The organism is Actinoallomurus sp. NPDC052308, assembly GCF_040679195.1.
Classification (GTDB): domain Bacteria; phylum Actinomycetota; class Actinomycetes; order Streptosporangiales; family Streptosporangiaceae; genus Actinoallomurus; species Actinoallomurus liliacearum.
Map to the genome: position 1 here is coordinate 123,819 of NZ_JBFAUM010000007.1, position 24,712 is coordinate 148,530.

The window sequence follows — 24,712 nt, forward strand, 5'->3', positions numbered from 1 at the left end:
GTGTCCGATGAGCCCTGGGGCGGTTTCGTCTTCAACGAGGACGAACGGCGGCTGTTCCTGTTCCTGATGGGGATGGAACCGCCCGAGGCCGTTCCCGGGCAGGTCTTCGGTCTCGCGCAGGGCCCGAACGACCTGGCGGCCGAGCTGGACGCCCTGGCGCAGCTCATCGAGGAGACCCTCGACAAGGTCGACGGCGCGCTGCCGGACGAGGTCATCGCCCAGTACAAGGCGATGCTCCGGGAGCTCACGGGCACGAACGGCTACGGCAGCCACATCGACGAGATCCGGAACGGCGCCCTCGCCGCGGCGACGCAGTTCGGCAACTGGGCGCGAAGCCTGGGCCAGGCGCAGATCCAGATCATCTCGACGCTCATCGCGATGCAGATCCAGCTCGCGATCATGGCGGCGATGGCGTTCTTCACCGGCGGGGCCTCCCTGGGGGAGGAGGCGATCGCCTACAACTCCGCGCGCCTGACCCTGACGATGATCCTGCAGCGGCTGGCGTCGCTGATCGAGTTCATCATGCCGACCGCGATCCAGGCGGCGATCGGCGCGCTGATCATGATGGCGGCGAGCCTGATCTCCACCGCGCTGGGCTACGGCGACCCGAACAAGCCGATCAACTGGACCTGGGTGGCCGAGGGCGCGGTCGGCGGCGCCCTCGCCGACCTGGGGATCCGCGGCATGGGCGCCGGGCTCGGCGGCCTGGGCAAGTGGTTCGACGGGCTGGCCACCGGCAATTTCAAGAAGTTCCTGGACAACAACATCGTCACCGAACTGAAGAACATCGGCGGCGACTTCATCAAGATGGGGGTGGGTTCGGGGATCGCCGGGACGATGGCGCCCGGCCTTGTGGAGGGCTACTGGCAGTTCGATCCGATGATGATCGTCGGCGGCGGCATCGGCGGTGCCCTGTTCGGCTCGATCACCCGAGGCGTCCATCTGGGCACCGGCGGGTACCGCACGCAGAAGATCGGCGGCGGTGTCTCCGAGCTGCTGGCACATGAACGTCTCGAGACGCCTCCTTCCGACACCAGACCCGGCGGCGGACCCGGCACCGACGGTCCGGGCGGCGGACGGTCGATGCCTGTGCCGGAGACCTCCCTGGAGGTGCCGGCGCCGCAGAACACGCGTCTCTCGCCGCCGTCGCGTCCGACGACCGTCGAGTCTCCCGAGCGGATCGGGACGGTCGAGGAGAACGCCCCGATCCTGCGGACCGGTCTGGAAGACCCGCTGACCGTGAACGGTTCCCACGGCCAGGACAACCTCAACGAGGTCCCGTCACCGCTGCCGAGCCGGAACCTCCCGCCGTCCGTCGATCCGGTCCTCACCGAGACCGTCCACCCGATCGGCGAGGACGGCGCGCCGCTCCCGTCGCAGGTCCCCGCCCCGGTGGCCGAGCACTCGCCGATTTCCACGAACCAGCCGGTACGGCCGACGGCCCCCGCGCCGAACCCGGCGCGCTCCACCCGGCTCACCTCGCAGCCGGAGAACCTCGGATCCCATCAAAACCCCGCGTCCCCGATCGAGAGCCTCGCGCCGGAACCGGGTCCCGCGTCGCCCGTGGAGAGCCTCGCGCCCCGGACGAACCTGACGTCGTCCGTCGAATCGCCCACCTCGCGAAACCTCACGACGCCGAACGGCGAGGTCCCGGCGGCCCCGCACGAGGAGATCTCCGACCCGGCCCTTGGGGGCGGACGCGTCGAACCGGGCACCGCCGGTACGGTCCCGTCCCGGTCCACGAACACCGAGACCCCGGTACAGCCGCCCCAGGCGGCGTCGCGCGGATCGCAGCACGCGCCGCCCGCCGAGGAGGCCGTGACGCCGCCGTCCCGGCCGCAGACGACGTCGACGACCCCGCCCGCGACGTCATCGCGATCGGAACCGAACGCCGAGGTCACCGAGCCGCCCGCGGCGGCGCGGAACACGGCTCCCGGCACCACCCGCACGGCGCCCGAGACCGTACGGCCGAATGAGACGACGACACGTACGAGCGGCTCCTCGACGCGCGCCGAGCCGCCCGCCACGCCCGTACGGACCGAGACCGGCTCCGCCTCGACGACGGTGCGTCCCGACGACAGGCCGCAGAACCCGCCCTCGGCGGCCGGCCGCGAGCGCCCCGCGCCGGAGACCCCGACGCCCGCGTCGCGGACCCCCGTCACCGAGACGACGGGGGTGTCCCGCGAGACGGACGCCCGCACCGACGAGCGGCCGGCGACGCCTGTACGGACCGAGTCGACCCCGTCGGAGCCGGCGGGTCATCACGAGCCTCCGCAGGACCCGCCCGCGCCGCACGAGCATGACGGGCTCCAGACGGACGACGCCACGCCCGGCGGTCACCGGACGGACGACGTCCTGGTGGACCCCATGGCCCTCGACCACGGGGACGTCACGCCGAACTTCCGGTTCGACGCCGCCGACCCGGTGGCGCAGGGCCGGCTGAATCTGGACCAGGCGAGGCTGACGGAGCGGCACGAAGGGCTGCTCGGCGACGAGGACCGCCGGTTCTGGCAGCAGCGGGAGGCCGACCAGCGGGTCGACGCGGCGATCGCCGCGTACCACGAAGGACCGAACACCTTCGGCGTGCCCGACCGGGGGGCGAACACCGACCCGAGGATCCGCCTCCGCGAGGCGGGCATGCCCGACCGTCTCACCCGCCCGATCACCGAGGCATACCGGGCCGCTCTCGCCGAGGACGACAGGGCGCGGGCGAAGCCGCCAAAGATCATGCTCGGCGGAGAGCAGCAACTCATCGACAAGCCGCCGACGCTGCACCAGCGGCTCACCACCAAGCTGGAGACGGTGCTCGAGGACAACGAGTACTCCGCGTCGCCGTCCGAGGTGGCCGAGCTGCTGCTCCGGCGGGATCCGGCGTCCGAGCCGGAGGGCTGGGCGCGGAAGGCGGGCGTGCCGGACGATCTCGTCTCCACGGTCGCCGAGGCGTACCGCACGGCCCGTGCCGAGCACAACCAGGCCCCGACGGACGAGGCGAGGCCCTTCGAGGAGCGCCTGACCGACGCGCTGGAGTCACGGCTGTACGGACTGGACCACGACCTGTCCATCCCCGCGGTGGCCGACCGGATGATCCGCGAGCAGGCGCGGCTCGACGCCGACCGGACGCGGCCCTGGACCTTCGACGTACGGGACCGGTTCGACGCGCGGTGGAAACCGGAGTTCGACCGCTACCTGCGCGGCGAGCTGACGCGGCAGCAGTTCGAACGGTCGTTCCAGGAGCTGGCCGACGGGCTGCACGATGAGCTCGAGCTGGAGGCCGCGGCGCGCTCGGCGCGGGCGAAGGCCGAGGACGACTTCGACGCGGTCGTGAACCGGGAGCGGCTCTCGCCGGACGAAGAGGCGCGCGCGCTGACGCGGTTCCTCGAGGCGAACGACGCCGAGGTCCGCCGCATCGCCGAGAAGGTCGGCCTGCGCGGCGGGGCACACCGCGAGAACGCCCTGTACGACTTCACGGACGCGGCCGGCGCCCGCACCGCGGAGCTGACGCGGGGCCTGCGGACGCGGCTGGAGCTCGAACACGAGGCGGACCTCCACTTCCGGCGCCTGGCGGAGACGGCCGGCCTGGACCCCGCCTCCGACCGCGGCCGGAGCCTGCGGGCGGACTACGGCGCGCACTTCGAGGCCTACACGCGGACCCTGCCCGACGGCCGGGAGACGCGCACGCTGCCCGTCGAGGAGTTCGAACGGCACGCGACGGAGCTCGGGCCGGCGCTGCGGCAACTGGACGAGCACTTCACCGCCCGGATCCGCGCCGAGATGGCCGAGGACGCCCTGCTGACCCGCGCCGACGACGCGCTCGGCGACCACGACCTTCACTGGATGGAGATGTCGGAACGGCCGCGCGCCGAGCGCGAGGCCGTGGACTACGACGCGGTCCTGGCCGAGTTCCGGACCGACCTGCGCGCCGAGAGCACCCGGCTTCTCGGCGGCCGTTCGCCCGCGGAGCTGACCGCCCGCGACTGGGAGGAGCACACCCGTGATCTGACGGCGGCCTACGAGCGGCTGGTCGCCGAGCTGCCCGGGCGGCTCGACGAACACGCGGGCCGGGCGGCGATGCTGCGCCGGGTGGACCGGGCGCTGGAGGGCACCGGCAGGCCCGATCAGCACGTCGAGCGGGTCGGCGCGGACTTCCGCGCGGCGATGACCGACGCGTACAAGTCGGTGGTCGGCCGCCCCGGGGAGGGCGTCTGGTCCTACGACGAGCTGATCCGCCGAGAGCAGACCTTCTACCGCGACCACTTCCTGCCCTACCTGCATTCGGTCAACGATCGCCTGCGGTTCGAGGCGCGTCTCGAGGACGTGCTCGGCGAGGGGGCCGGCCGGTTCAACGAGCTGACCGCCGAGGTGAACGAGCTGACCGGCCGGGCGCAGCGGCGCTTCGCGATGAGCGAGGAGCGGTTCGAGGAGCTCGCGACCGACTTCCGGGCCGACTGGGCGAGGGTCTACCACGAGCACTTCGGCCCGAGCGACCGGAACCTGGCGAACTGGCTGGAGCTGGAACGGTCGCGAGGAGACGTCTTCGGCGTCACGCTCCGGGAGGGCTGGGAGGCGTTCCAGGCCGAGGCCGACGCGCCGCGGCTGGCCCGGCTGCGCGAGCAGGCCGCGGCGGAGAACGCCCGGACCCGGGAGCGGCTGGCGGCCATCTTCGCCGACATGGTCCGCCGGGCCGACGCGCTGGAGAACCTGGAGCGGGTCTTCCAGGAGGGACGCCCGGACCTGCGGTCTCCGAACGCGCTCGCCGACTACCGGGCCGGCCAGGAGGCGCTCCGGACCCGCCTCCGCACCGAGATGGACGCGGCCGCGAGCGAGGAGCAGCGCACCACGGTGCTGACCGAGGCGAGCGAAAGCCTCGCGGCCCTCCGTGAGCAGGTCCAGGCCAAGGAAGCGGCCTACCGGGACTGGAGCGAGAACCCGGAGTGGACGCTGGACCTGCGGCGGCTGGAGCTGACCCGTACCCCGCTCGCTGAGTACGAACGGCGCGCCGGGCTCGCGCCGGAACCGGAGCCCGTGCCCACCGTCTCGGAATCCCCGGCGAACCGGCGGCCGTACGTCGAGGACGTGCCGGACGAGGTGAACGCGCCCGTCGAGCACCTCGAGCAGGCCCAGATCCTGCTCGAGGAGACGCCGCCCGAGGTTCGGGAGACGCCGGCGGAGGTCCGGGAGGCGCCGCCGGCGCTGCGCCCGGAGACGCTCGCGGCGATCGAGGCCCGGGCCGCCGAGAGACTGGCTCGCCTGCGCACCGAACTCGAGCAGCGCGACGAGGCGAACCTGGCGTTCGACGCGGTGCTCGCCGAACAGCCGGACCGCGGCTTCGTCTTCGGGGTGCTCGAGCAGGTCAGGAGCGCGCGCGAGTGGTTCGTCCAGCAGTGGGCCACCATGGAGGAGGGGAGCCGCGGCGGGCTGGAGGCCGAGCTCACCCAGCGGCTGGACGAGGCGCGGGCGGTCGCCGACGCACGCGACGCGTTCGCGCGGGAGGTCGCCTACGCGCGGTCGGTGATGCGCGACGTGGACCCGGCCTTCCACCACAGTCCTCAGGCCATCGCGCTGCGGGACGAGTTCGTCCAGGCGCTGACCGACGGCCCCGCCCCGACGGGGGACGTACGGACCCGGCTGGTGGAGGACCTCCGGGGGAGGTACGACGGCGCGGCGCGAGCGTGGCGGCGGGAGCAGTTCCTCGCCGACCGGGCGGCCGAGACCGCGCCGCCGGCCCAGGACCCGCAGCACGCCGCGGACCTGGACGGCGCCGAGGGCCGGCGAGACGCGGCACCGGAGCCCCCGGTCCGGACGGTGACGACCGACCGTTCGCCCGATCCGGAGTGGACGCCGGAGACGGCGTCCTGGTATCGCCAGGAGCAGGCCGCGCTCGCCAAGCGGATCACCGACTTCGTGGACGGCCGGACGCTCGACCTGTTGACGCGGGCCCGGCTCGCGTCCGACCACGCGCGGCAGCTCGACGCGCTGCATGAGATCGCCGAGCGCCGCGACGTCGCGCAGCGGGAGTTCACCCGTTTCCTGGCCGAGCAGAGCGACGGCCAGGTGACGCTGCGGTCCGGGACCACGGCGGGCTGGGTCCGCAGCCACCTCGAGGATCTGCGCCGCCAGGTCGACGATCTGCGTACCCCCTACATCGACGAGCACCTGGCCGCCGCCGTCGCGGAGGAGACGGAGGAGCGCGCGTGGACGCCCGTCGCCGAACCGTCCTACGCGAAGCCGGACGACTGGCGCACCCCCGCGTGGCGCGCCGCGGAGGCGCGCCTGTACGAGACCCTCGAGGCCACTTTCGCCCGGCACGACGCCGAGGCCGCCGTCCGGACCGCCACTGACGCCGACCGGGCGGCGTTCGACGAGGTCTTCGAGTCGTGGGCCCCGCAGGGCGCCCGGGAGACGGCCGGCGGGTACCTCGACGCGGTCCGCGACCGGGCGTGGAAGGAGTTCGACCGCCGGATCCTCACTGGCGACCAGGAGCGGCAGGAGATCCTGGACGGCCTGCCGGATGAGCTGGACCGGCAGGCCGCCCGGCAGGTCGCCCTCCAGGTCGGCCGGGACGCGTACGAGCGCGCCTTCCAGAGCTGGTACCAGGACCGGGGCCGGCGCCTGGGCGACGCGGACGACGCCCTGCCCGTCGTGCTGACCGACACCGTGGCGGACTCCGTACGCGCGGGACAGCGCCCGAACTTCGAGCGCGAGTGGGAGACCGTCGTCGACGAGTTCCTCGACGGCGTCTCCGACCTCCGCGCCGCCCTCCCGCGGATCCTGCCGGACATCCGGCGCGCGGCCGGCCGCCGCCTGGGGGAACTGACCGGCGACGACCTGTGGCAGGCCTTCGACCGGCACGCCGGCCACGCCTCGGAGCAGGAGCGTTTCACCGAGCTCGTCTCCTCCACCGCCGAGTCCTTCCGGGGGAACCTGCCCGAGCCCGACCGCGACCTGCTCGCCGCGTTCGCCGCCGACAACGCCGTGCCGTCGGAGCCCGGGCGCGCACAGGTCCTGTCCGACGGGTGGCGCGAGCTCGACACCGCGTACGAGGAGATCTTCCCGCCCGGCGCCGAGGCCACCGCCGAGATGCGGCAGCGCTGGAAGGCGAGGTTCGACGCGGTGGCCGCGTCGCTGCCGTCGCGGCTGGCCCGGCAGACCGCCCGTGAGGGCGCGCTGACCCGCACCCTCGCCGACGTGGACACCGCGATCAAGGCCTGGCGGACCGCGCCGCCGGAGACGCTTGAGGAGTTCCGGCAGCGGTTCGGCGTCGAGTTCGGCGGCGAGCTGCCCGGCGGCGTGCGGCGGTCGCTGGAGCAGTCCATCGCCCGGTCGGTGAACGACCGGTTCGGTGAGCTGTTCGCCGGCGAGCGGACCGAGACTCCGGCGGAGCGGCTCGAACAGTGGCGGTCCTGGTACGGCGAGACCACCGGAACGCCCCGGCTGCACACGTTGTTCGCGCGGGAGACGGCCCGGCAGGGCGTGGCCGCGAAGTCCGGGGAGGTCTTCGCGGCCGCGTACGAGCGGTGGCGGCAGGAGCACCCGGAGCCGGTGCTGTCCGGAGACGACCTCGCCCGCGCGCGTACCGGCCTGACCGCGCGGATGACGGCGGCCTACGACGAGATCTTCGGCGGAGCCGTCGACAAACCGGAGGACCTGGCCGAGCGGGCCGCGCTCTGGGACCAGCGGGTCGAGCGCCTCACGTCCGAGCTTCCGGCCCATTTCGCCTTCGAGGCCACCGTCCCGGCCGCGCTCAGGACCGCGGGCCGCTCGTTCCAGACCGTCGGCGAGGGCCACGACCTGGACGACGCCGAGTGGGTGAACGAGACCGCCGAGTCCTTCCGCGAAGAGTTCTTCGACGAGTGGCGCCGGTGGTGGGCGCCGCTGGACCGCGCCACGACGTCCTCGGAGGACGAGACCACCGCCGACCTGTTCGAGGCCGGCCGCGCCGAGGCCATCGCCGAAGCGCGGACGGCCATCCCCACCGAGGCCGCCGAGACGACACCGCCGGACCTGGAGACCGTGCGGCGGCCGGGTGACGAACCGGTCCACGCGCCACCGTCCGCGCCCGGCGACCTGCGGCCGGCCGCGAGCGTCTCGGAGGAGGACGTCTATCCGTCGTCGAGCCTGGAGCGCTTCGTCCCCGAGGACGCCCCGAGACCGATCCTGGCCCGGATCCGGTACCTCCAGGAGGCGCTCCGGTACGAGGAGCGCCTGGCGGTCCACCTGTCGGAGCATCCGCTGGTCAACGAGCACCTCGGCAGGATCGTCAAGGACATCTGGGACCGCACGCCGGAAGGCCGCCGGTCGCAGTACGGCAGCGACGACATCTGGCTGGCCGGTGCCGTGGGGATGTCCGCCGAGCGGCTGCAGGAGGTGGTCGACTCGGGCAACCTGCGTGAGCGGGTGACGTTCCTGTTCAACGGGGTGAGCAAGGGCACGATCCCGCAGCTGCTGAAGGGCGACAACCTGCAGCACCCGGAGATCGAGACCGAGCGCGCCGACCGGGTGGACACCCCGGCCCGCATCGAGTACGAGAGACGGCTCGCGGAGATCGGGGCCTCGGACCTGGATCCCGACGCCAAGGGGGCCGCCATCACGGCGGCGATGAGAGAGCTCCTGGCCACCGATCAGCCCGCGTCGCAGGTACGGCCGCCGCTCAGCGACGCCGAACGGTCGTTCGTCGGCGACGGGGAGTCCCTACCCTGGATCCCCGCCTCGAGCAACCACGAGCTGCTGATGAAGAGCGGCTTCCAGCAGCGGTCGGAGGCCGGCGGAGGGCTGGTCATGACCGGCACGTCGGGCTCCGCGTACCTGTTCGCGCACAACCTCCTCCGGATGCCCCGCCGCTGGCGGGGCGTGACGATCGACCTCGGCCTCCTGCGCGCGGCCCTGATCGGCGCGATGCTGCAGCAGAAGCACCACAGCTTCCACGAGGTGATGCGCGGCTTCCAGCTCGCCCTGAACGAGCTGCGGGACCACGACCCGAAGCTGGACTACGTGGACGGCTGGGACCGGTACCAGCACCTGGCCCCCTTCGGCGAGGACGAACTCCGCACGTCCGTGGCCCACGAGGGGAGGTTCCCCGACGAGCACGCCCGGGAACTGCGAAACCGGGCCGCGGGAGAGGGGCTCGGCCTGACCCGTACGGGTCCGCCGACCCACGCTGGTCCGTCCGCGCCCCTGGACCTGCGGCCCGCGGCGAGCGTCGCGGCGGAGGACGTCCTTCCGCTCATTCCGGCCACGGACCTGGACTGGAAGCGGCGGGTCCTGGAGGCCACGCGGCAATCGGTCGGTCTCTACGAGTGGTCGCAGTCGGGGCCCGATTCGGAGGACGGCTTCAAGCTTCTGATGGAGCCGGCGGGCCTCACCAACGACTTCGCCCGGTGGCTTCGCGGCGAGGAACCGGCGCTGTCGTCCCAGAGCAGGATGAACTGCTGGGAGGCGCTCCTCTACACGGCCTCCTGGACCGGTGCGGTCGACCGGACGTGGGTGGAGGGCATCCATCAGCAGGCCGCCCGGGCGGCGATCGGAGTGGTCTACCGGGCGCGCCAGGCCGGGGAGTCGGATGACGAGGCGTTGGCGGACGCGCTGGACGACGCGTACTTCGGCACGCTGAAAGACCTCATGACGGCCGGCGGCTTCACTCGTCATCCCGTCGATCCCCGGACGGGACTGACGACGCGGGACATCGCGCCCGGGCATCTCGTGGTGTTCGGCGACATGAACCACGTCGCGCTGGCGCTGGGAACCCGCGACGCTCAGGGCCGCCAAGAGGTCCTGAACAACTGGAACTTCCCCGAGAGAGAGCCAGGGCGGCCGACGACCCTTCCGTCCGGTCCGGGGTTCCTGCAGCGGACCACGGTGGAGGAGATCCAGGAGGCGCTGGCCCTCCTCGACCTCCCTACGACCGTGACCTCCGCGGCGCCGGCGTGGCCGGTGACCCGTACCGGCGCCGACCCCCGGAACGGCATGCCGGTTCCGGTGGAGGAGCCGGGCGCGAAGGTCGAGCGGCCGGCGAGTCCCGATCAGTGGCTGGACCGGCGGTTCGACGCGCCGGTGGTCAAGGTCGCGACGGAGCGGTACGACCCGAAGGTGGACTTCCTCGCGGGCGAGTCGGGGAAGAACTCCGCGTGGGAGACGCTGATCCGGGTCAACGTGCAGCGCGTTCAGGCGGAGAATGGGACCTGGGTCCGCGTCCATGTCGTCACGCTGCCGGTCAAGCCCATGTTCGGCGTGACCGAGGCCGATGTCAGGGCCCTTCAGTCGTCGCTGAACCGCATCTACGACAAGCACGTGAACCGGGGATACAAGCTCCCGCGCTCAGGTGACCAGCTGTTCATGGCGGTGAAGCTGGTCGTCGCCCCCGAGCACGGGGAGGCCGTCGAGATCCGCCCGGGCCGTACCGCGGATGCCCCGGACCTGAAGCTGACGCGCCCGGACGCCCGGCACTGGGGTCTGCGCGACTTCCTGGTCGTGCTCGCGCATGAGTCGTCGCACGCCGGCGGGCTGCCGGACGAGAACCTGGACTCGGAGTCGTTGTTCCGGCGCCTGGCGACGTTCGCCGTCGTCGGAAGCGACGGGGTCCGGCGGACGGAGCCGCGTTCGGCGGTCAGCTTCGACGGGCTCATGGCGGGCGGGCCGTTCGACCCGGCCCAGGAGATGCCGGCGCGGTACCTGGAGAGGATCGAGTCGGTGGTGGACGCCACCGGCGTGCTGCGGGACCACCCGCTGGAGTCGTCCGGCGCGCCGGCCTTCGCCATGGTGGTGACCACCGAGCAGAGCGGCGCCGCGGACACCGTCGCGGCCTCGTCGATCTACGAGGTCGTCGGCCGGCCGGACGACCGTCCGTCGCACCCCGCCGCGTCCGCCCCGGGCGGCTCGGGCCTGAAGCGGCCCGCCGATGACGAGGCCGACTCGGAGCCGTCGGCCAAACGCACGCCGGGGACCGGACAGGGCCTGACCCCAGGGGAGGGATGGTCGGCGCCGCTCCGGACCGGACGGATCACCGCCGCCGCGACCGAGGAGGAGCGGGGCCGGGCATCGAGTGGTGCGGCGGCGAACGCCTACGCGTTCGATCCGGCGATCGTGCGGTTCTGGACGCACCGCGTCCTGCAGGCCGGACTGGCCTCCGTCGGCCTCTACAAGTGGGTGCCCTCGTCGTTCGACGCGAAGGACGGCTTCCAGCTCGCCACGACGACGCCGCGCGGCCCGAACGACTTCGCCAAATGGATCCGCGGTCAGGGCCCCATGCCGTCGGCGCGGAGCGCGATGAACTGCTGGGAGGCGTTGCTGTTCACGGCCCACCGGTCCGGGGCCGTCGACAAGGCCTGGCTGGAAGGGATCCACCAGGACGCCACCCGTGTGACGGCCGAGGCCTTCCGCACGCGGTTGGCCGTGGTGTCGCCGTCCCGCGCGAGGTGGGAGGCGGACTACGTGTACGCCGAGGCGTTCGCGCGGTCGATGCTCGCCGGCGATCTCACGTCTCATCAGATCGATCCCCGGACCGGCCTGATCACGCCGGAGATCCCCGCCGGGCATGTCGTGGTGTTCGGCGCCCTGGCCCATGTCGCGCTGGCGCTCGGAACCCGTGACGCCCAGGGCCGCCAGGAGATCCTGAGCCACTGGGTGCACCCCGAAGGAGAGCCCGGGCGGCCGAACCTCCGGCAGGGCACCGTCCCGGGATTCATGCAGAAGACCACGGTGGAGGAGCTGAACCGCGTCTTTCCCCCGCTCGGCTTCCGCATCGCGTCCGCGCTGCCGGCGTGGACGGTCGCCCGGACCGGTGGCGGCCCTCGACATGAGGCGGCCGGGCCGGTGGCGTCGCAGCAGCCGCGCCCGCCCGCGGACCCGCTGACCTCCCCACCGCCCGTCCTCTTCGACATGGTCTATCGCCACGCGGCCTGGCCCGTTCTGCGCGAGGGCCACGAGAAGGCCCTGGCCTCGATCCTGGCCGGAAGCCAGGGCGCGCACACCGCCGCCCGGTTCGCCGTACGGACGCTGAGCGCGGACCTGTCGGCCACGCGGGGTGCGGGCGCCGCGTCGTGGTTCGCGACGGAACAACGACCGGTCGGTTCGCGGGCGGAGCTCGAAGCCCTGCTGGCCCGCCCGGACTGGGCGGTGCCCGAGACGATGGCCGCCTTCGCCGCCGCGGTGCGACGGCAGGCTCCGCCGAACCCCGCCGAGGAGGCCGTGGGCCGTACCGCGGCATGGCGCACGGACATGGGGCAGGTGCGCGGCTACCGCCTGGCCGACGCGCCGCTCGACCACGTTGAGAAGCTGTTCTCCGCGTACCGGAATCTGACGGCGAACCATCCGAATCCGCTGCCGGAGTCCGATCAGGGCCGGGGGATCCTCGCGGCGATGATCGCCTGGCGGGTGCCGCTGGGGGAGCCGCTGCACGGCATCGTGCTCGCCTGGCAGCGTGCCGGGTTCGGCACCGTGAAGACCCGGTGGGCGCTGAACAGCGAGGCGGCGGACTTCTACGAGTGGGTCCAGACGGCGTTCACCCCCCTCAACGGCATCACGGACGCGCGGGCGAAGATGGCGTTGCGAGCGCCCCACCTGCTCCTCCACGAGAAGTTGGGCAGCCCGCGCCTCCTCTCCAGGACCGGGTTCGCGCCCGATGGCCGGTTCGGCGGGTCGGGGGGCGGTCTTCGCGGGGGGTCGCGGGACACCGGGGTCGATCCGCTGCGGGCCGGCTGGCCGATCGGCCGGGAGTTCACGGTCGGGGGACCACGTGAGGGCGGCCTCACCGAGGTGCCCGCTCCGGTCCCGGCGGGGACGGGCAAGTCGGCGGAGCGGTGGTTCACGTACGAGCGTGTGCTCGAGTTCCGGTCCGCGCCGCTCCGTTATGAGGTCAGTGACACGGGGCGGATCCGGCTTCCGGATGGGCGGACGCTGTCTTCGGACGGCTGGCTGCGGTTCGGCGATGACTTCTTCCACGGTCCGACGGGGGCGTTGCTGCGGGGTGACAGTGGCTGGGTCGGTCAGGTCGCCAACGCGGACCGGTTGCGTGAGATTCTCGGCACGCCGGGGTTCGAGGTCACGCCGTACACGCTCGTCGGCGGGCCCTCGAGCCTCCACCTGACGCCGGCGGGGGACGAGGGCGGCCCGGCCGTCCTCATCCCGCTCTCGGACCAGACAGCGCCGCTCTCCGCCCTGCCGGTCAGCGCGTCCTCCCCGGCCGATCCTGTGGTCCTGACCGGCCCGTCCGAGGAGGGTTACGCCGATCGCCTCGCCTCGCTGCTGGCCGGCGACCCGGTCGACCAGTCCGCGGTCGTGGAGCAACTTCGCCTGCGCCGCTCGCTCGGGGACGGCCGGACGGCCGAGTCGCTGGACGCCGCGTTCCAGGAGCGGACCGGGGGAACCTCACTGGCCGAGGCGATGGACGACGCGGTCGCGGAGGGACGCGCGCCGGAGGAACTCGTCGAGGACGTCCTCCGGATGCTCGGCCTGGTCTCGGAGTTCACTCTCGGGGCTCCGCCGCCCGGCCCGATCGCGGTCGCTCCGAAGACGTCGCCGGCCTCGCTGCCGCAGGTCCAGGCCTTCGCCGAGAACCTGCACACGGTGCTGGTGGACCATGAGGACGCGGAGGGCGCGTTCGCCCTGCTGCGCCTCCTCGGCGAGGACCTGCCGCAGGCATGGGCGGTGCAGGACGCCTACCAGGCCCGCTACGGCGCGTCCATCGACCGGCACCTGAACGATCTTTGGGAACGGGAGCACGGCGACGCCCCAGGGCACCGCTGGAACGAGGTCTGGCCGCTGGCCGCCGCCCACAACCTGTTCGGCGCGACCCGGCCGGAGCCGGTGGCGTACGAGCAGGTCGCGCGATGGTACGACCTGCTGACCGAGCTGACCTTCCAGCACTCCGAGCTCGGCGCCGTCCGAGTGCCGAGCGACCACGTCGCCGACGGCTGCTACCTGCGCGCTCATCTGGCCGCGCTGCGACTCCTCCAGTGGGGCGCGCCCGTCGGCAAGATCATGGTCACCCAGGCGGAGGCCGGGTACGGGGCACTGGGCCTGCGCTCCGGCGACCTGCCGGGCCACCTCGGCCCGGTGCGGATCCCCTGGGCGTATCACATCGCCGTGGTGGTGTGGGCGCACGACGTGGCGGGCCGTCCGGAGTGGATGGTCCTCGACACGGCGCTCGATCGCGGGCCGCTGACCGCCGGCGAGTGGCTCACCGCCATCGGCGTCGATCCCGATAACCCGCGCAACCTCTTCCTGACCGGCGATCTGGACGACGTTCAGGCGGCGCTGTGGGAGGAGTTCGACAAGGCCCCGGCCTCCTGGTGGTTCTCCGACGGGGTGCCGAACCCGACGGGCCGGGCCATCGCGACGGTCACGGAGGTGCACGCCGAGGCGCATCCCCTGTACTCCGGCGGGGGGAACCTGGCACACGCCGACGTGAGCCTGCGCGAGCAGACCGGGACTCTGGTCCAGCACGCCGTGGCGATGCGGGAACTCCGGTACGCCCGGCACGCGGGACGCGTCCTGGAGGAGCTGCGGAGCGCGGGCACACCGGCCGAGGAGGCGGCACTCCGGCTGGAGACCGAGCTCGGGGGCGCCAGCCCGCGTCGCGGTACGCTCGCGCGCTACGCCGACCTCGACCGATCGCTCCGCGACGTGCTCGGCGAGCGGTACGACGACCTGACCGACAGGCTCTTCCCGCCGGAGGAGGACGGCCGGGAGCCGTCGGTGGACGAACTCGCCGACGCGCTGGCCCGTACCTCCCTGTCCGCGAACGCCGGCGAGCCGACCGTGCCGTCCGAGACGGCGGTGGAAGAGCCCGCGCCGGTGCCGTCTCCGCCGCCGGACTGGCCGCGGTGGACGAGCGCGCCGCAGGCCCGGCCCGCGACCGCCGAGGACATCCCGGCGGATCTGACGCGTCCGGAGGACACCGACAACGTCCCCGAATCGCCGGTCAGGTTCGGGCATGTCTACGACTCTCCCTCCTGGGCCTCGGCGCGCACCGTGTACGAGCGCGCCCTCGGGCGGGTCCTGGGGGCGGACCCGGAAGTGCTCAACGCCGCCCGCGACGCCGCCCGCCGCCTGTACGTCACGCTCGCCCGCCGCATGGGAGCCGACGCCGCCGCCGGCGGCTTCCGCGTGGCCTCGGGGGCCGAGCTGGAACGGCTGCTCGGCGAGGACTCGGAGTGGACGCTCCAGGACGTCATGACCGGGATCTACGAGGCGGTCCACTACCACCACGCGGCCCTGACCGAAATGTGGAAGGACGTCCCGCACGCCCGGGAGCAGCGCGGCGACGAGTGGCGCACCGAGATGCGCGACGTCCGCGGCTACCAGGTGCATCTCCTGCCGCCTGACCAGACCGAGTGGCTGCTCCGCGTGTACCGGCGGCTCGGCTTCGAGCCGGATCACCAGCGGTTGTTCCTCCAGGCGGCGATCTCCTGGGGCACGGCCACGTCGCAGCCGCTGTTCGACGTGCTGCGGGCCTGGCGCTGGGCGGGCCTCGGCGGTGACCCCCGCTCCGCGGTGCCCAGGAAGGTGCTGTCCGGTGAGGCGGCGGACCAGTACGCCTGGACCGACGAGGAGTTCGGCCCGCGCGAGCGCACCGACGACCGTGAGCTGCTCGCCGACCTGACACCGCCGCACCTGCTGACGTACGACGCGCCGGCTCCCGCCCCGGCCGAAGGCGCCGACGAGCGGGACCTCGCGACGCGGGCGTCCTGGACGTCGACCTCGCGCAGGCGGATCTTCACCGCCGCACCGGGCGAGGAACCGTGGCAGCGCATCACGGACTCCGACGGGGAACTCGTCGGGTTGCACCTCTTCCCGTCGTTCGACTGGTCCCTCCGCGCGTCGTTCTACGGCGGGCTGCGCGAGATGACCGGCATCGTCTGGCGCTGGTCGGAGGGACGGCTGCAGGGAGCGCGGTTCACCCCGCCGCTCACGAACCCGGCACGGACGGCGTTCACCGCGGGCCACGGCGTCGACCTGGCGTGGCGCGCGGACCTCATCAAGGGGGCGGCGCGACGGCTCGCGAGCCTGGGGCACACCGACAACGTGGTCCTGGTCTGCACTCCCGTGCGGACGGGCCAGGACGACCTCGACTCGACGGCCCACGAGACCGGCATGGTCATGCACCGGGTGACCCACGGCGTCGCGGTGACGGCGTCGGGGCACTTCCACCTCGCGCCGCAGGCCGACGGCCGGCCCAGCGCGTGGCGGGTCGTCCATCCCGACGGCCGCACGGAGGAGTTCCCCGCGCAGGAGACGCTGACCTGGGACGTGCCGGCGTCGGAGTATCCAGATGCGCCCTACTTCAACACGGCCGGCGGCGCACCCGGCGGCGTGGGGACGTACGGGCCGCCGTCCGGGATTCCCTCGGGCTCCGAGGGGACGGTCGACGGTGGTCTCACACCACCCCCCATCCCGGCCGAGACCGGCCGGGGGACGCTGCTGAGCTGGACCGACCCGACCGGTCGGTACCAGTTCTTCCGCGGCGAGCTGGGCACCGGCGACGGCATGGGGATTCGCGGGTTCGAGCGGGGCGCCCGTGCGGCGTGGGCGGCCGCGCACAGGGACACGCTCACCGCCCCCCACGAGGCCCCGCCGCCGGCCAGACCGAGAAGTCCGCTGGCGGCTCCGGGATACCGGTTGCGCACCGGCGAGGTCGTGCCGGCCCGCGACGGCGTCCCGACCCACGAGGCCCCGCCGTCGACCAGACCGAGCAACCCGCTGGCGGCCTCGGGATACCGGTTGCGCACCGGCCAGGTCGTGCCGCCCCGCGACGGCGTTCCGGCCCGCGAGGAAGAGCCGTCCGGCGAGGTCGTGTCGGTCCACGAGAGCGAGTCGTCCGGCAGGACCGCGCGCCCGGTGTCCGCGACCCGGACGGGGTACGGGGCCGGTAACGCGATGTCGTTCGCCGACCTGTACTCGCGCGAGCAGGCATCCGAGACCGGCTCGTTCTCCTTGCCCGGCCGGAGACTCGGCGGGAACGACGCGGACGCTCACCTCGCGGGCCTGACCAAGACCTTCACCGACCCGGTGATCGCCGAGCCGCCCCGGCCGTCGAGGGATCCGTTCGCGGGCCCTGGCCAGAAGCTCGGCGAGGGGGACGGCAGGGGCGCGGGCATTCCGGGCCTGGACAACGACATCCGCGCCGAGTCCCAGCGGCTGCGGGCGGAACGCGGGCCCGCGAAGGTCCAGCCCTCCGCGCTGTTCTCCAAGGCCAGAATCGTCACCCTCGGGCAGGTCACCGACACGCGGACCGAGGGCGGCGGCCGCGCGCCGTCGGCGGGCGGCATCGGCGGGCTGCTGGAGGCGCGCTCCGGCGACGGCACCGTCACGATGCTCGAAGAGCCGACGCGGCCGACGTCCGTGCCGGAGACGAGCACGGAGGCGGACGCCGCCGAGCGCCCACCCGCGCCTCACGAGATCGTCGACGAGCCCGAATCCCCGGTCACCGTTCCGGCGACCGGGCAGACCGGGCGCGAGGTCGAACCGCCGGCCACCGTCCCGCCGGCCGAGAGGACCGAGCTCGAGGCGGCGCTCACGGCTCCCGCGCCCGAGGGGACGCTCACCCCTCCCGCGCCCGAGGAGACGGTCGCCCCTCCCGCGTCCACCCCGGACCCGGGCCGGGAGGCCGAGACCACCCCGGCGCCTCCCGAGTCCGTCACCCCGCCCGTGCCCACCACCGCGCTCGGCCGGGCGCGGGAGGTGCTGGCCGGGCTGCCGGAGGAACGGCGTGCCGAGGTCATGGGCCAGGCGTCGATGCTCGTGGGCGACCTGAGCGGCCGGGTCCCCTCGCTCCAGGACCCCGGGGGCCGGGTGCGGTGGGAGGACTGGGCCGGGCTGCGCGTCGCGGCCGAGATCGCCCGTTCGGGCCCGGAGGCCGGGGAACGCCTCGCCCGCGACCTGACCGCCTCGCATCGCGAGCGCGTCCGGAGGGCGGTCAGCGCGGGGGAGACCGTGCCCTCGACCCCGCTCGGCCGCGCGCGGCAGGTCCTGGCCGGGCTGCCGGAGCGGCGCCGCGCCGAGGTCATGGGGCAGGCCGCGACGTTCGTGGGCGACCTGAGCGGCCGGATCCCCTCGGTGCGGGACCCCGGCGGCGAGGCCTCGCGGGTCGACCAGGCGGGCCTGCTGGTGGCGGCCGAGATCGCCCGGTCCGGCGCGGCGGCCGGTGAGGCCCTCGCGCGCAGCCTGATGCACGACCTCGACGAGCCCCTCGTGCCGCGGGTCCTCATCGACGGCGCACGGGAGAACGTCGCCCGGACCACGATCGACCTGCTGCGGGACAATGAGGAGGCGGACCACCCGCGGATTCGCCACGAGGCCCGGCTCATCATCCGGCAGCTCACCGGCATCACCCTGGACGACGAGAGCGCGGCGGCGCGGGGCCTTCAGCGGGTCCTGCTGGTGACGGAGGCGGAGATCGCCTGGGCCGGTCACCGGGCCGCCGCCGACCTGGCGGCCGACATCCTCGGCCTGCCGCGCCTCCCGGACACCCGCGTCCTGGACGAGCTGACCAGTACCGCCCGGTTCGACCTGGGCCAGGCCCGCGCGACGCTCGGCCTGCTGTCCGACGTCCGGCGCGCGCAGCTCCGGCGGGAGACCGCCGCCATCGTCCGGGCGGCGCTCAGCGGGTCGGCCCTCGAACGGGCGCCGCGGGACTGGCGGGAACTGATCGCCGCCGAGATCGCCCGGTCCGGCCGCACGGCGGCGGAGGACCTCGCACGCGACCTCGTGCTGCGCGAGGAGACGGCGGCCGAGACGGTCGCGAAGACCCAGTGGGGCAGGGCCGGCGACCGAACGGTGGCGCTGTGGCTGCCCGGCCAGGGCAAGTCCGCTCTGCCACGGGACGTCGAGACGCTCTCCCGGCTGAGCGAGGTCGTGCCCGAGGGGATGGTGCTGGTCGTCGGCGAAGCGCCGGACGGCCTGGCGACGGCCCGCGAGCAGGAGCTCAAGGCCTACGCGATGGCGAAGGCCGTCGAGCGGCTGGCGCCCGGCCTGCACCCGCTTCTGGTCATGGACAACGGCGCGAGCCTCGCCGAGCCCGTGTCGCGGGCGCTGAACGGGCCGGTGGTCGCCACTCCGCACGAGGCGGTGTTCGACCGGCGGACCGGCGACCTGGTCTCGCGTCCCTCCGGAGACACCGGGACGGAGGAACCCCGCCAGGAGGCGTGGTTCCGGATGTTCATCCCGGGCGACCGGGAGGGCCTGCCGGTCACCCCGGGGCTGCTCACCTCGGTCGAGGGCGAGCATGAGATCACCCCGGAGCCGCTCACCTCGGTCGAAAGCGGGCACGAGACGGAGCCCGTCGTCGAACCGGATCCGCTGCCGTTCCCCCCGGACGCCGAGGGCGAGGCGCCGCCCGCCCCGCCGGGACCGCCCGCGTCGACGGAGCCGCCGGAGCCGCCGGCACCGGCGCAGTCGGCGGCGATGACCCCGGTCACCGTGGACCCGATGGTCGTCCGGGCCGGTATTCCGCGCGAGGACCTCCCGCAGATCCTGGAGGTCGTCGCCCGCATCCGGCGGGAGCTGGACCGGGCCGGAGCGCATTACACGCAAGAGGACGTCGACCTGCTCCCGCAGCGGCTGCTGGCCAACTTCCCGCACCTGCTCGGGGGCCTGCAGGTGCCGATGGGCGACGCCGAGGTGCTGGTCAGGCTCGACGCGACCGACCCGCAGAAGGTGGAGAACCCGGCCGGCTCGACGCGGAAGGTGTCGAACCTGCCGCCGGTCGAGGGCGAGCACACGGCCGGCGGCACGGTGAACTCGGTCTTCGCGACCGGCGCGCACACCCAGAGCGTGTCCGGGCAGACCGGCGCGACCCGCGGGGCGATCTCGCTGTCCTTCGGCATCGGCGCGACGCCCTTCGCGCTCCAGGTCGTCAGGGTCGGCGTCTCGCTGTCCGGCACCGCCAACCAGTCCAACCGGTCGACCACCCACATCGCCGACGCCGAAGGCGGTCACGTCGAGGTCGCCGACGGCGCCCACACGCTCCTCGCCTACACCGGGCAGTGGTCGTTCCAGGTCCGGGTCGGGAAGGCCCGGGGCTGGGACACCGTTCCGGTGCACCGGATCGACGACCCGACCGACGAGAAGCTGCTCGTGTGGGTTCCCGACAGCTACCTCGCGACCGCGCCGGCCCAGGTCACCGCGACCGGCGCCGCGGTGAAGACCGGGAGGCTGCCGGCCTTCTTCTTCGCCTCCGGCGTGTCGCACCTCCCCGAGGTGTTCGACGCGACGGTGGCGGAGCTGCGGCAGCGCGGGCTGGACCTGCCGGTGGGCGGCCAACTGCGCAAGGAACTGCTCCAGAAGCTGTGGAACCTCAACATGCATCTGGACGCGGCCGTCAACAACGCCGACGGCGGATACCAGTTCGACCTGCACAACGAGCACGGGCGGCCGGTGGCCACGGTGTCGGTCCGCTCCGAGCTGCTGGCCGGCGCGGTCCGGGTCGGCGCCACCAGCAAAGAGTCCGCCGTCGAGAACGTGCGGACGCTCATCTCCGGCTCCAGCGGCGGGCACGGCCTGACGAACAGCAGCACCCTGACGCTTCCGAGCGTCGACTTCGGCCTGCAGCCGTTCCACAACACCGACGTCGGCATGGGCGTGTCCGTCAACCTGTCCTACACGTCGTCGAACACGGACTCGATCTCGGCGGGCAAGGTCGGGCTCTACGTCGTGGTGCCGCGCTACGTCGGCCACACCGGCGCGTACCGGATGTCGTTCCGGCACCGGGTCACCGTCAGCGTCCGCGGCAGCGCACAGCCGGGGACGACCCGCCCGATCGACGGGAACGCGCTGGTCCGGGTGCCGGAGCCGATGGCGTACGAGCACGGTCTGCCGGTGGACGCGGAGGCGCTGAAGGGCGCGCAGACGGGCGGCACCCGGCCGTACGCCGAGGACGACATCCGCCGTCGCGGCAAGCGTGAGATGCCGGCGGACCCCGCCGATCACCCGGCGCCGCCGCCGTGGCTCGCGCAGGCCAAGGGCATCGGGACGGGCCTGCCGTTCTGGTCCGAGGGCACCGTCCAGCGGGTGCGGAACGCGATCAAGACGGTGGCCCGCGCGCACGGGTTCCTGCCCGCCCGGGACGACCACCCGTTCGCGGACTACTCCCTGTTCGGCCACGGCAACAAGCTCGACAGCCTGGCCGACATCCGTCGGCAGATCGAGAAGTTCGCCTCCGACCGCGGCCTGAGCACCCACTTCGACCAGCTCCACCAGGACGGCATGACCTTCACGCTGAAGAAGCGGCGTGGCGGCATGGGAGTCGACTGGGACGTCGACTCCATGAAGATCACCATCAGGGCGCGGGGGACCGGCTCGGCGCCGCGGTACCTCGGCACCGCGGAGGACTACCGCATCGTCAACCTGGTGATGGGCATGAGCAGCGCCGGCATGTCCGTCTCCCACTCGCGCAGGATCGCGCTGGGTTTCAGAGTGCGGGGCCTTTACCAGGTGCTCAAGGGCGCCGTCATGGGCCTGGAGTACCAGCGGAGCGCCGGCGCGAGCGACGCGATGAGCGTCCTCACCAACCTTCCTCAGCTCATGGAGTTCGACGGGCCCACCCACGAGTTCGAGGTGACGCGGGACCTGGAGCTCGGCTTCGAGCTCCAGCACTCCGGAAAGCAGGGCCGGGTCCTCGCGGGCCGGCGCAACCCGCCGCCGATCACGCTTCCGGGGGAGACCGCCCGGGTGTTCACGCTGCCGGTGACCGAGGAGGGCGGCCCCACGTCGAGCGGTCCGACGCCGGCGCGGGTGCTGGAGCAGGGCGTCGTGACCTTCCTCGACACCACCGGCGTCCGCGACGCGGTCCAGGGGCTCGGCCACCTGACCGACCCGGCGGGAACGGCGTCCTCGCTGCGGGACACCTTCGCCGGCACGGACTCCATGCGGTCGTACTTCAAGGAGATCCTGGGCGGTCAGTACACCACCGAGAACGCCTTCGAGTCCCGCCTGACCCGCGACCGGCTCGGCGCGATCGACATCCGCGGCAAGCTGGGACCCGCCAGCTTCGCGGGCGCCAGCGCGCACAAGGCGGTCACCGGCATCATCAAGCTGCAGCTGATGGAGGGCAAGGCCACCGGCACGAGCTCCCACGGCTGGACGTGGGAGCAACTCGACCTCGCGGCCGGCGGGGACGCGGGGCCCGCCCACCTGACCGGGGAGACGGACCTCAACCGGCACTGGCAGTTCAACCGCTCGCGCGCCAGCGGCCGCACGGGCGGCAAGGAGCTCCTGCAGCTCGATTTCAACCGGGTGTACTTCTTCCGGAGCACGGTGGACTACGACGTGCGGAGCCGCCTGGAGAAGCACTCCAAACTGCTGCCCAGCGGCAGCAAGCACCACAGCGAGACCGTGGGGCCCCGCCTGGTGGAGTTCGCGCTGCCCGAGCCGGAGGCCCTGACGCAGTACGCCGACGGTCACCTGCCGATCTCCGACCGCCAGCTCAGGGACGCCATGCTCCGCTGGCACATCGGCAGGCTGAAGCTCAGCGGGGACCTCGCGGCGAAGATCCTGATGCGCTGGCAGAGCGAGGTTCCCACCCTCCCGAAGGATGTGCGGGTCAGCCGCGACAAGCTGGCCCGCACGCTGGTCCGCCTGCACGAGACCGGCGCGGCCCCGATCCTGGACGAGAAGGTCCGGGACCGGTTCAACACCGCCTTCGGCCGGTCGCTCGGCGCCCCGCACGACCCGTTCACGACGCCCGAGATGCCCGACGACGTCGTCGCGTACGCCGAGGACCGGGCGCCGCTCACCGACCAGCGGCTCGGTGAAGTGCTGAGAAGCTGGCTCGACGGCGACCTGCGGCTCAGCGGCGACGTGGTGGCGCGCCTCCTGATGCGCTGGCAGGCCGAGGTCCCCGAGCCGCCCGCCGGGCTGCCGGTGAACCGCGCGCCGCTCGTGGGCATCCTGGCCGGCCTGCACACGGTCGGCGCGGTGCCGATCACCTCTCTGGAGATCCGCGACCGGTTCAACGCGACGTTCCGCCAGAAGCTGGGGAACCCGCGCCTTCCCTTCGACCGGATGACGCTGCCGGAGTACCTCACCAGGACGGACCCGGGCGGCTTCTTCCTCGGTCACCACGGCGTCCACCGCTGGACCCACGACGACGGACGGACGACGGAGCAGATCGTCCGGCAGCAGATCGACCGGGCGGCCCCGGGCCTGCTGGGCGCCGACCCGCTCCTCTGGGACGGGAAGGGCCGCCGGATCGGCCGCATGCAGGGCGGCGTGGACCTGATGCAGGCGATCCTGGCGGAGGGACGCGACCAGATGCTCTGGGAGGAACTGCCCTCCCAGAACGGCTTCACCTTCTACCTGGTCAACCCCGTCGGCCCGGTGCTGACCGACGTCGTCAGGGTCCGGCTGAGGGCCGAGCGCATCTCCGAGCCGGAGGTGCATGACTACCGGTGGAACACCGGCCTCGCGGTCTACTCGCACGGCTACGTCGGCACCGCCCAGTCCAGGTCCAGGGACGGGTCGCAGGCCCTCGTCCTGCCCAAGTTCAGCGCCGGCGGCACCAACGCCAGCGGCTCGGCCGACATCAAGATGGCCGAAGGGCACCACCGCGGCACGACCCGCGCGGAGAACGCGGTCAGCGAGATGACCGACTACGACTGGGCGAACCACTACGGGGTACGGGTCCGTCAGCGCCTGATCGTGGAGGTCGACCGGCTCGACATGGCCGGCCGTCCCCTGGACAACCTTCTCCTCGGCGGACTGGACCGCTGGACGCACCACAGCGCGACCGCCCGGACCACCGTGGACGGCACGCTGGACTTCCAGCTGCCGCACGCCCTCGCCGAGGCGGGCACGCTGCACGGACCGGAGCAGGTGCGCAACCTCCTCCCGCTGCCGAAGCTGAACCGCAACCTGGCCGTCGTCGGCATGACGGCGGACGGCCTGCTGCCCGCCGCCCGGAAGCTGCTGGACGGCCTGCTGGGGCCGCGCTGGTACGAGAAGGCGCTCGGCGCCGAGGCCGGCGATCCCGGCGTACGGTCCTTCCAGTCGCTGCCGTTCCTGCTGTCGCGGTCGCACCTGGTCAACCACGTGCTCGAGGCCACCGGTGGCGGCAAGTACCGGCTGCCGCCCGACCTGTTCCGGGCGGGCGACTCCGACCTGCGCGCGGCGATGTCGCTGCAGGGGGAGCTGTTCGACGCGCAGGTCGTCATGCGGATGGTCGACGGCAGCGGCGTCGGCCGCTACATCAAGCACCAGAGCGGGACCACCGCGAACAACAGCAGCGACCTGACGCGCGGCACCGGCGACTACGGCCTCGGCGGCACCGACACGATCAACCCGCAGCCCGCTCCGCCGCCCGGCACCGAGGCGCCGCCGCACCGTCCGGACGACTCGTGGGCGCTGAACCACGGGGGCAGCCGCGTCACGTCCGCCAACCAGAACAGCGCCGGCACCGAGAACTACCGGCGCGAGCAGGACGCCAAGGAGTACGGCTCCAAGCTGCTGGTGCGCCTGCGCGGCCAGTTCTGGCTGGAGGCGCAGAAGATGCGCCACCACCTCCTCACGCCGAACAAGCCCAAGCCGGTCGGCGCGCCGGTCCGCAGCGACCCGGTCACCGGCGACGTGTACGTGGAGATGTTCGAGGCGCAGTACGAGGAGCTGCGCGCGGAACTGGCGGCCAACGAGCGGCAGGCCCGGCAGGCGCTGCGCGACCGGGTCGACCCGAACGCCTGGGCCCGCCTGGACACCGCGCCCCGCTTCGACCTGGCCCCGCTGCTCGCCG

1 protein-coding gene (running past one end of the window) is annotated in these 24,712 nt (G+C 73.3%); it reads left to right on the forward strand.

Going from position 1 to position 24,712, the window contains the following annotated elements; all coding sequences use genetic code 11:
* Window positions 1–24,712: the 5' portion of a protein-glutamine glutaminase family protein gene (locus AB0L00_RS21010; RefSeq protein WP_364436541.1), read on the forward strand. Its footprint extends 22,361 nt past the window's final position; 24,712 of the gene's 47,073 nt are visible here — the first part of the coding sequence; its start codon is at window positions 1–3; its stop codon lies beyond the right edge, outside the window.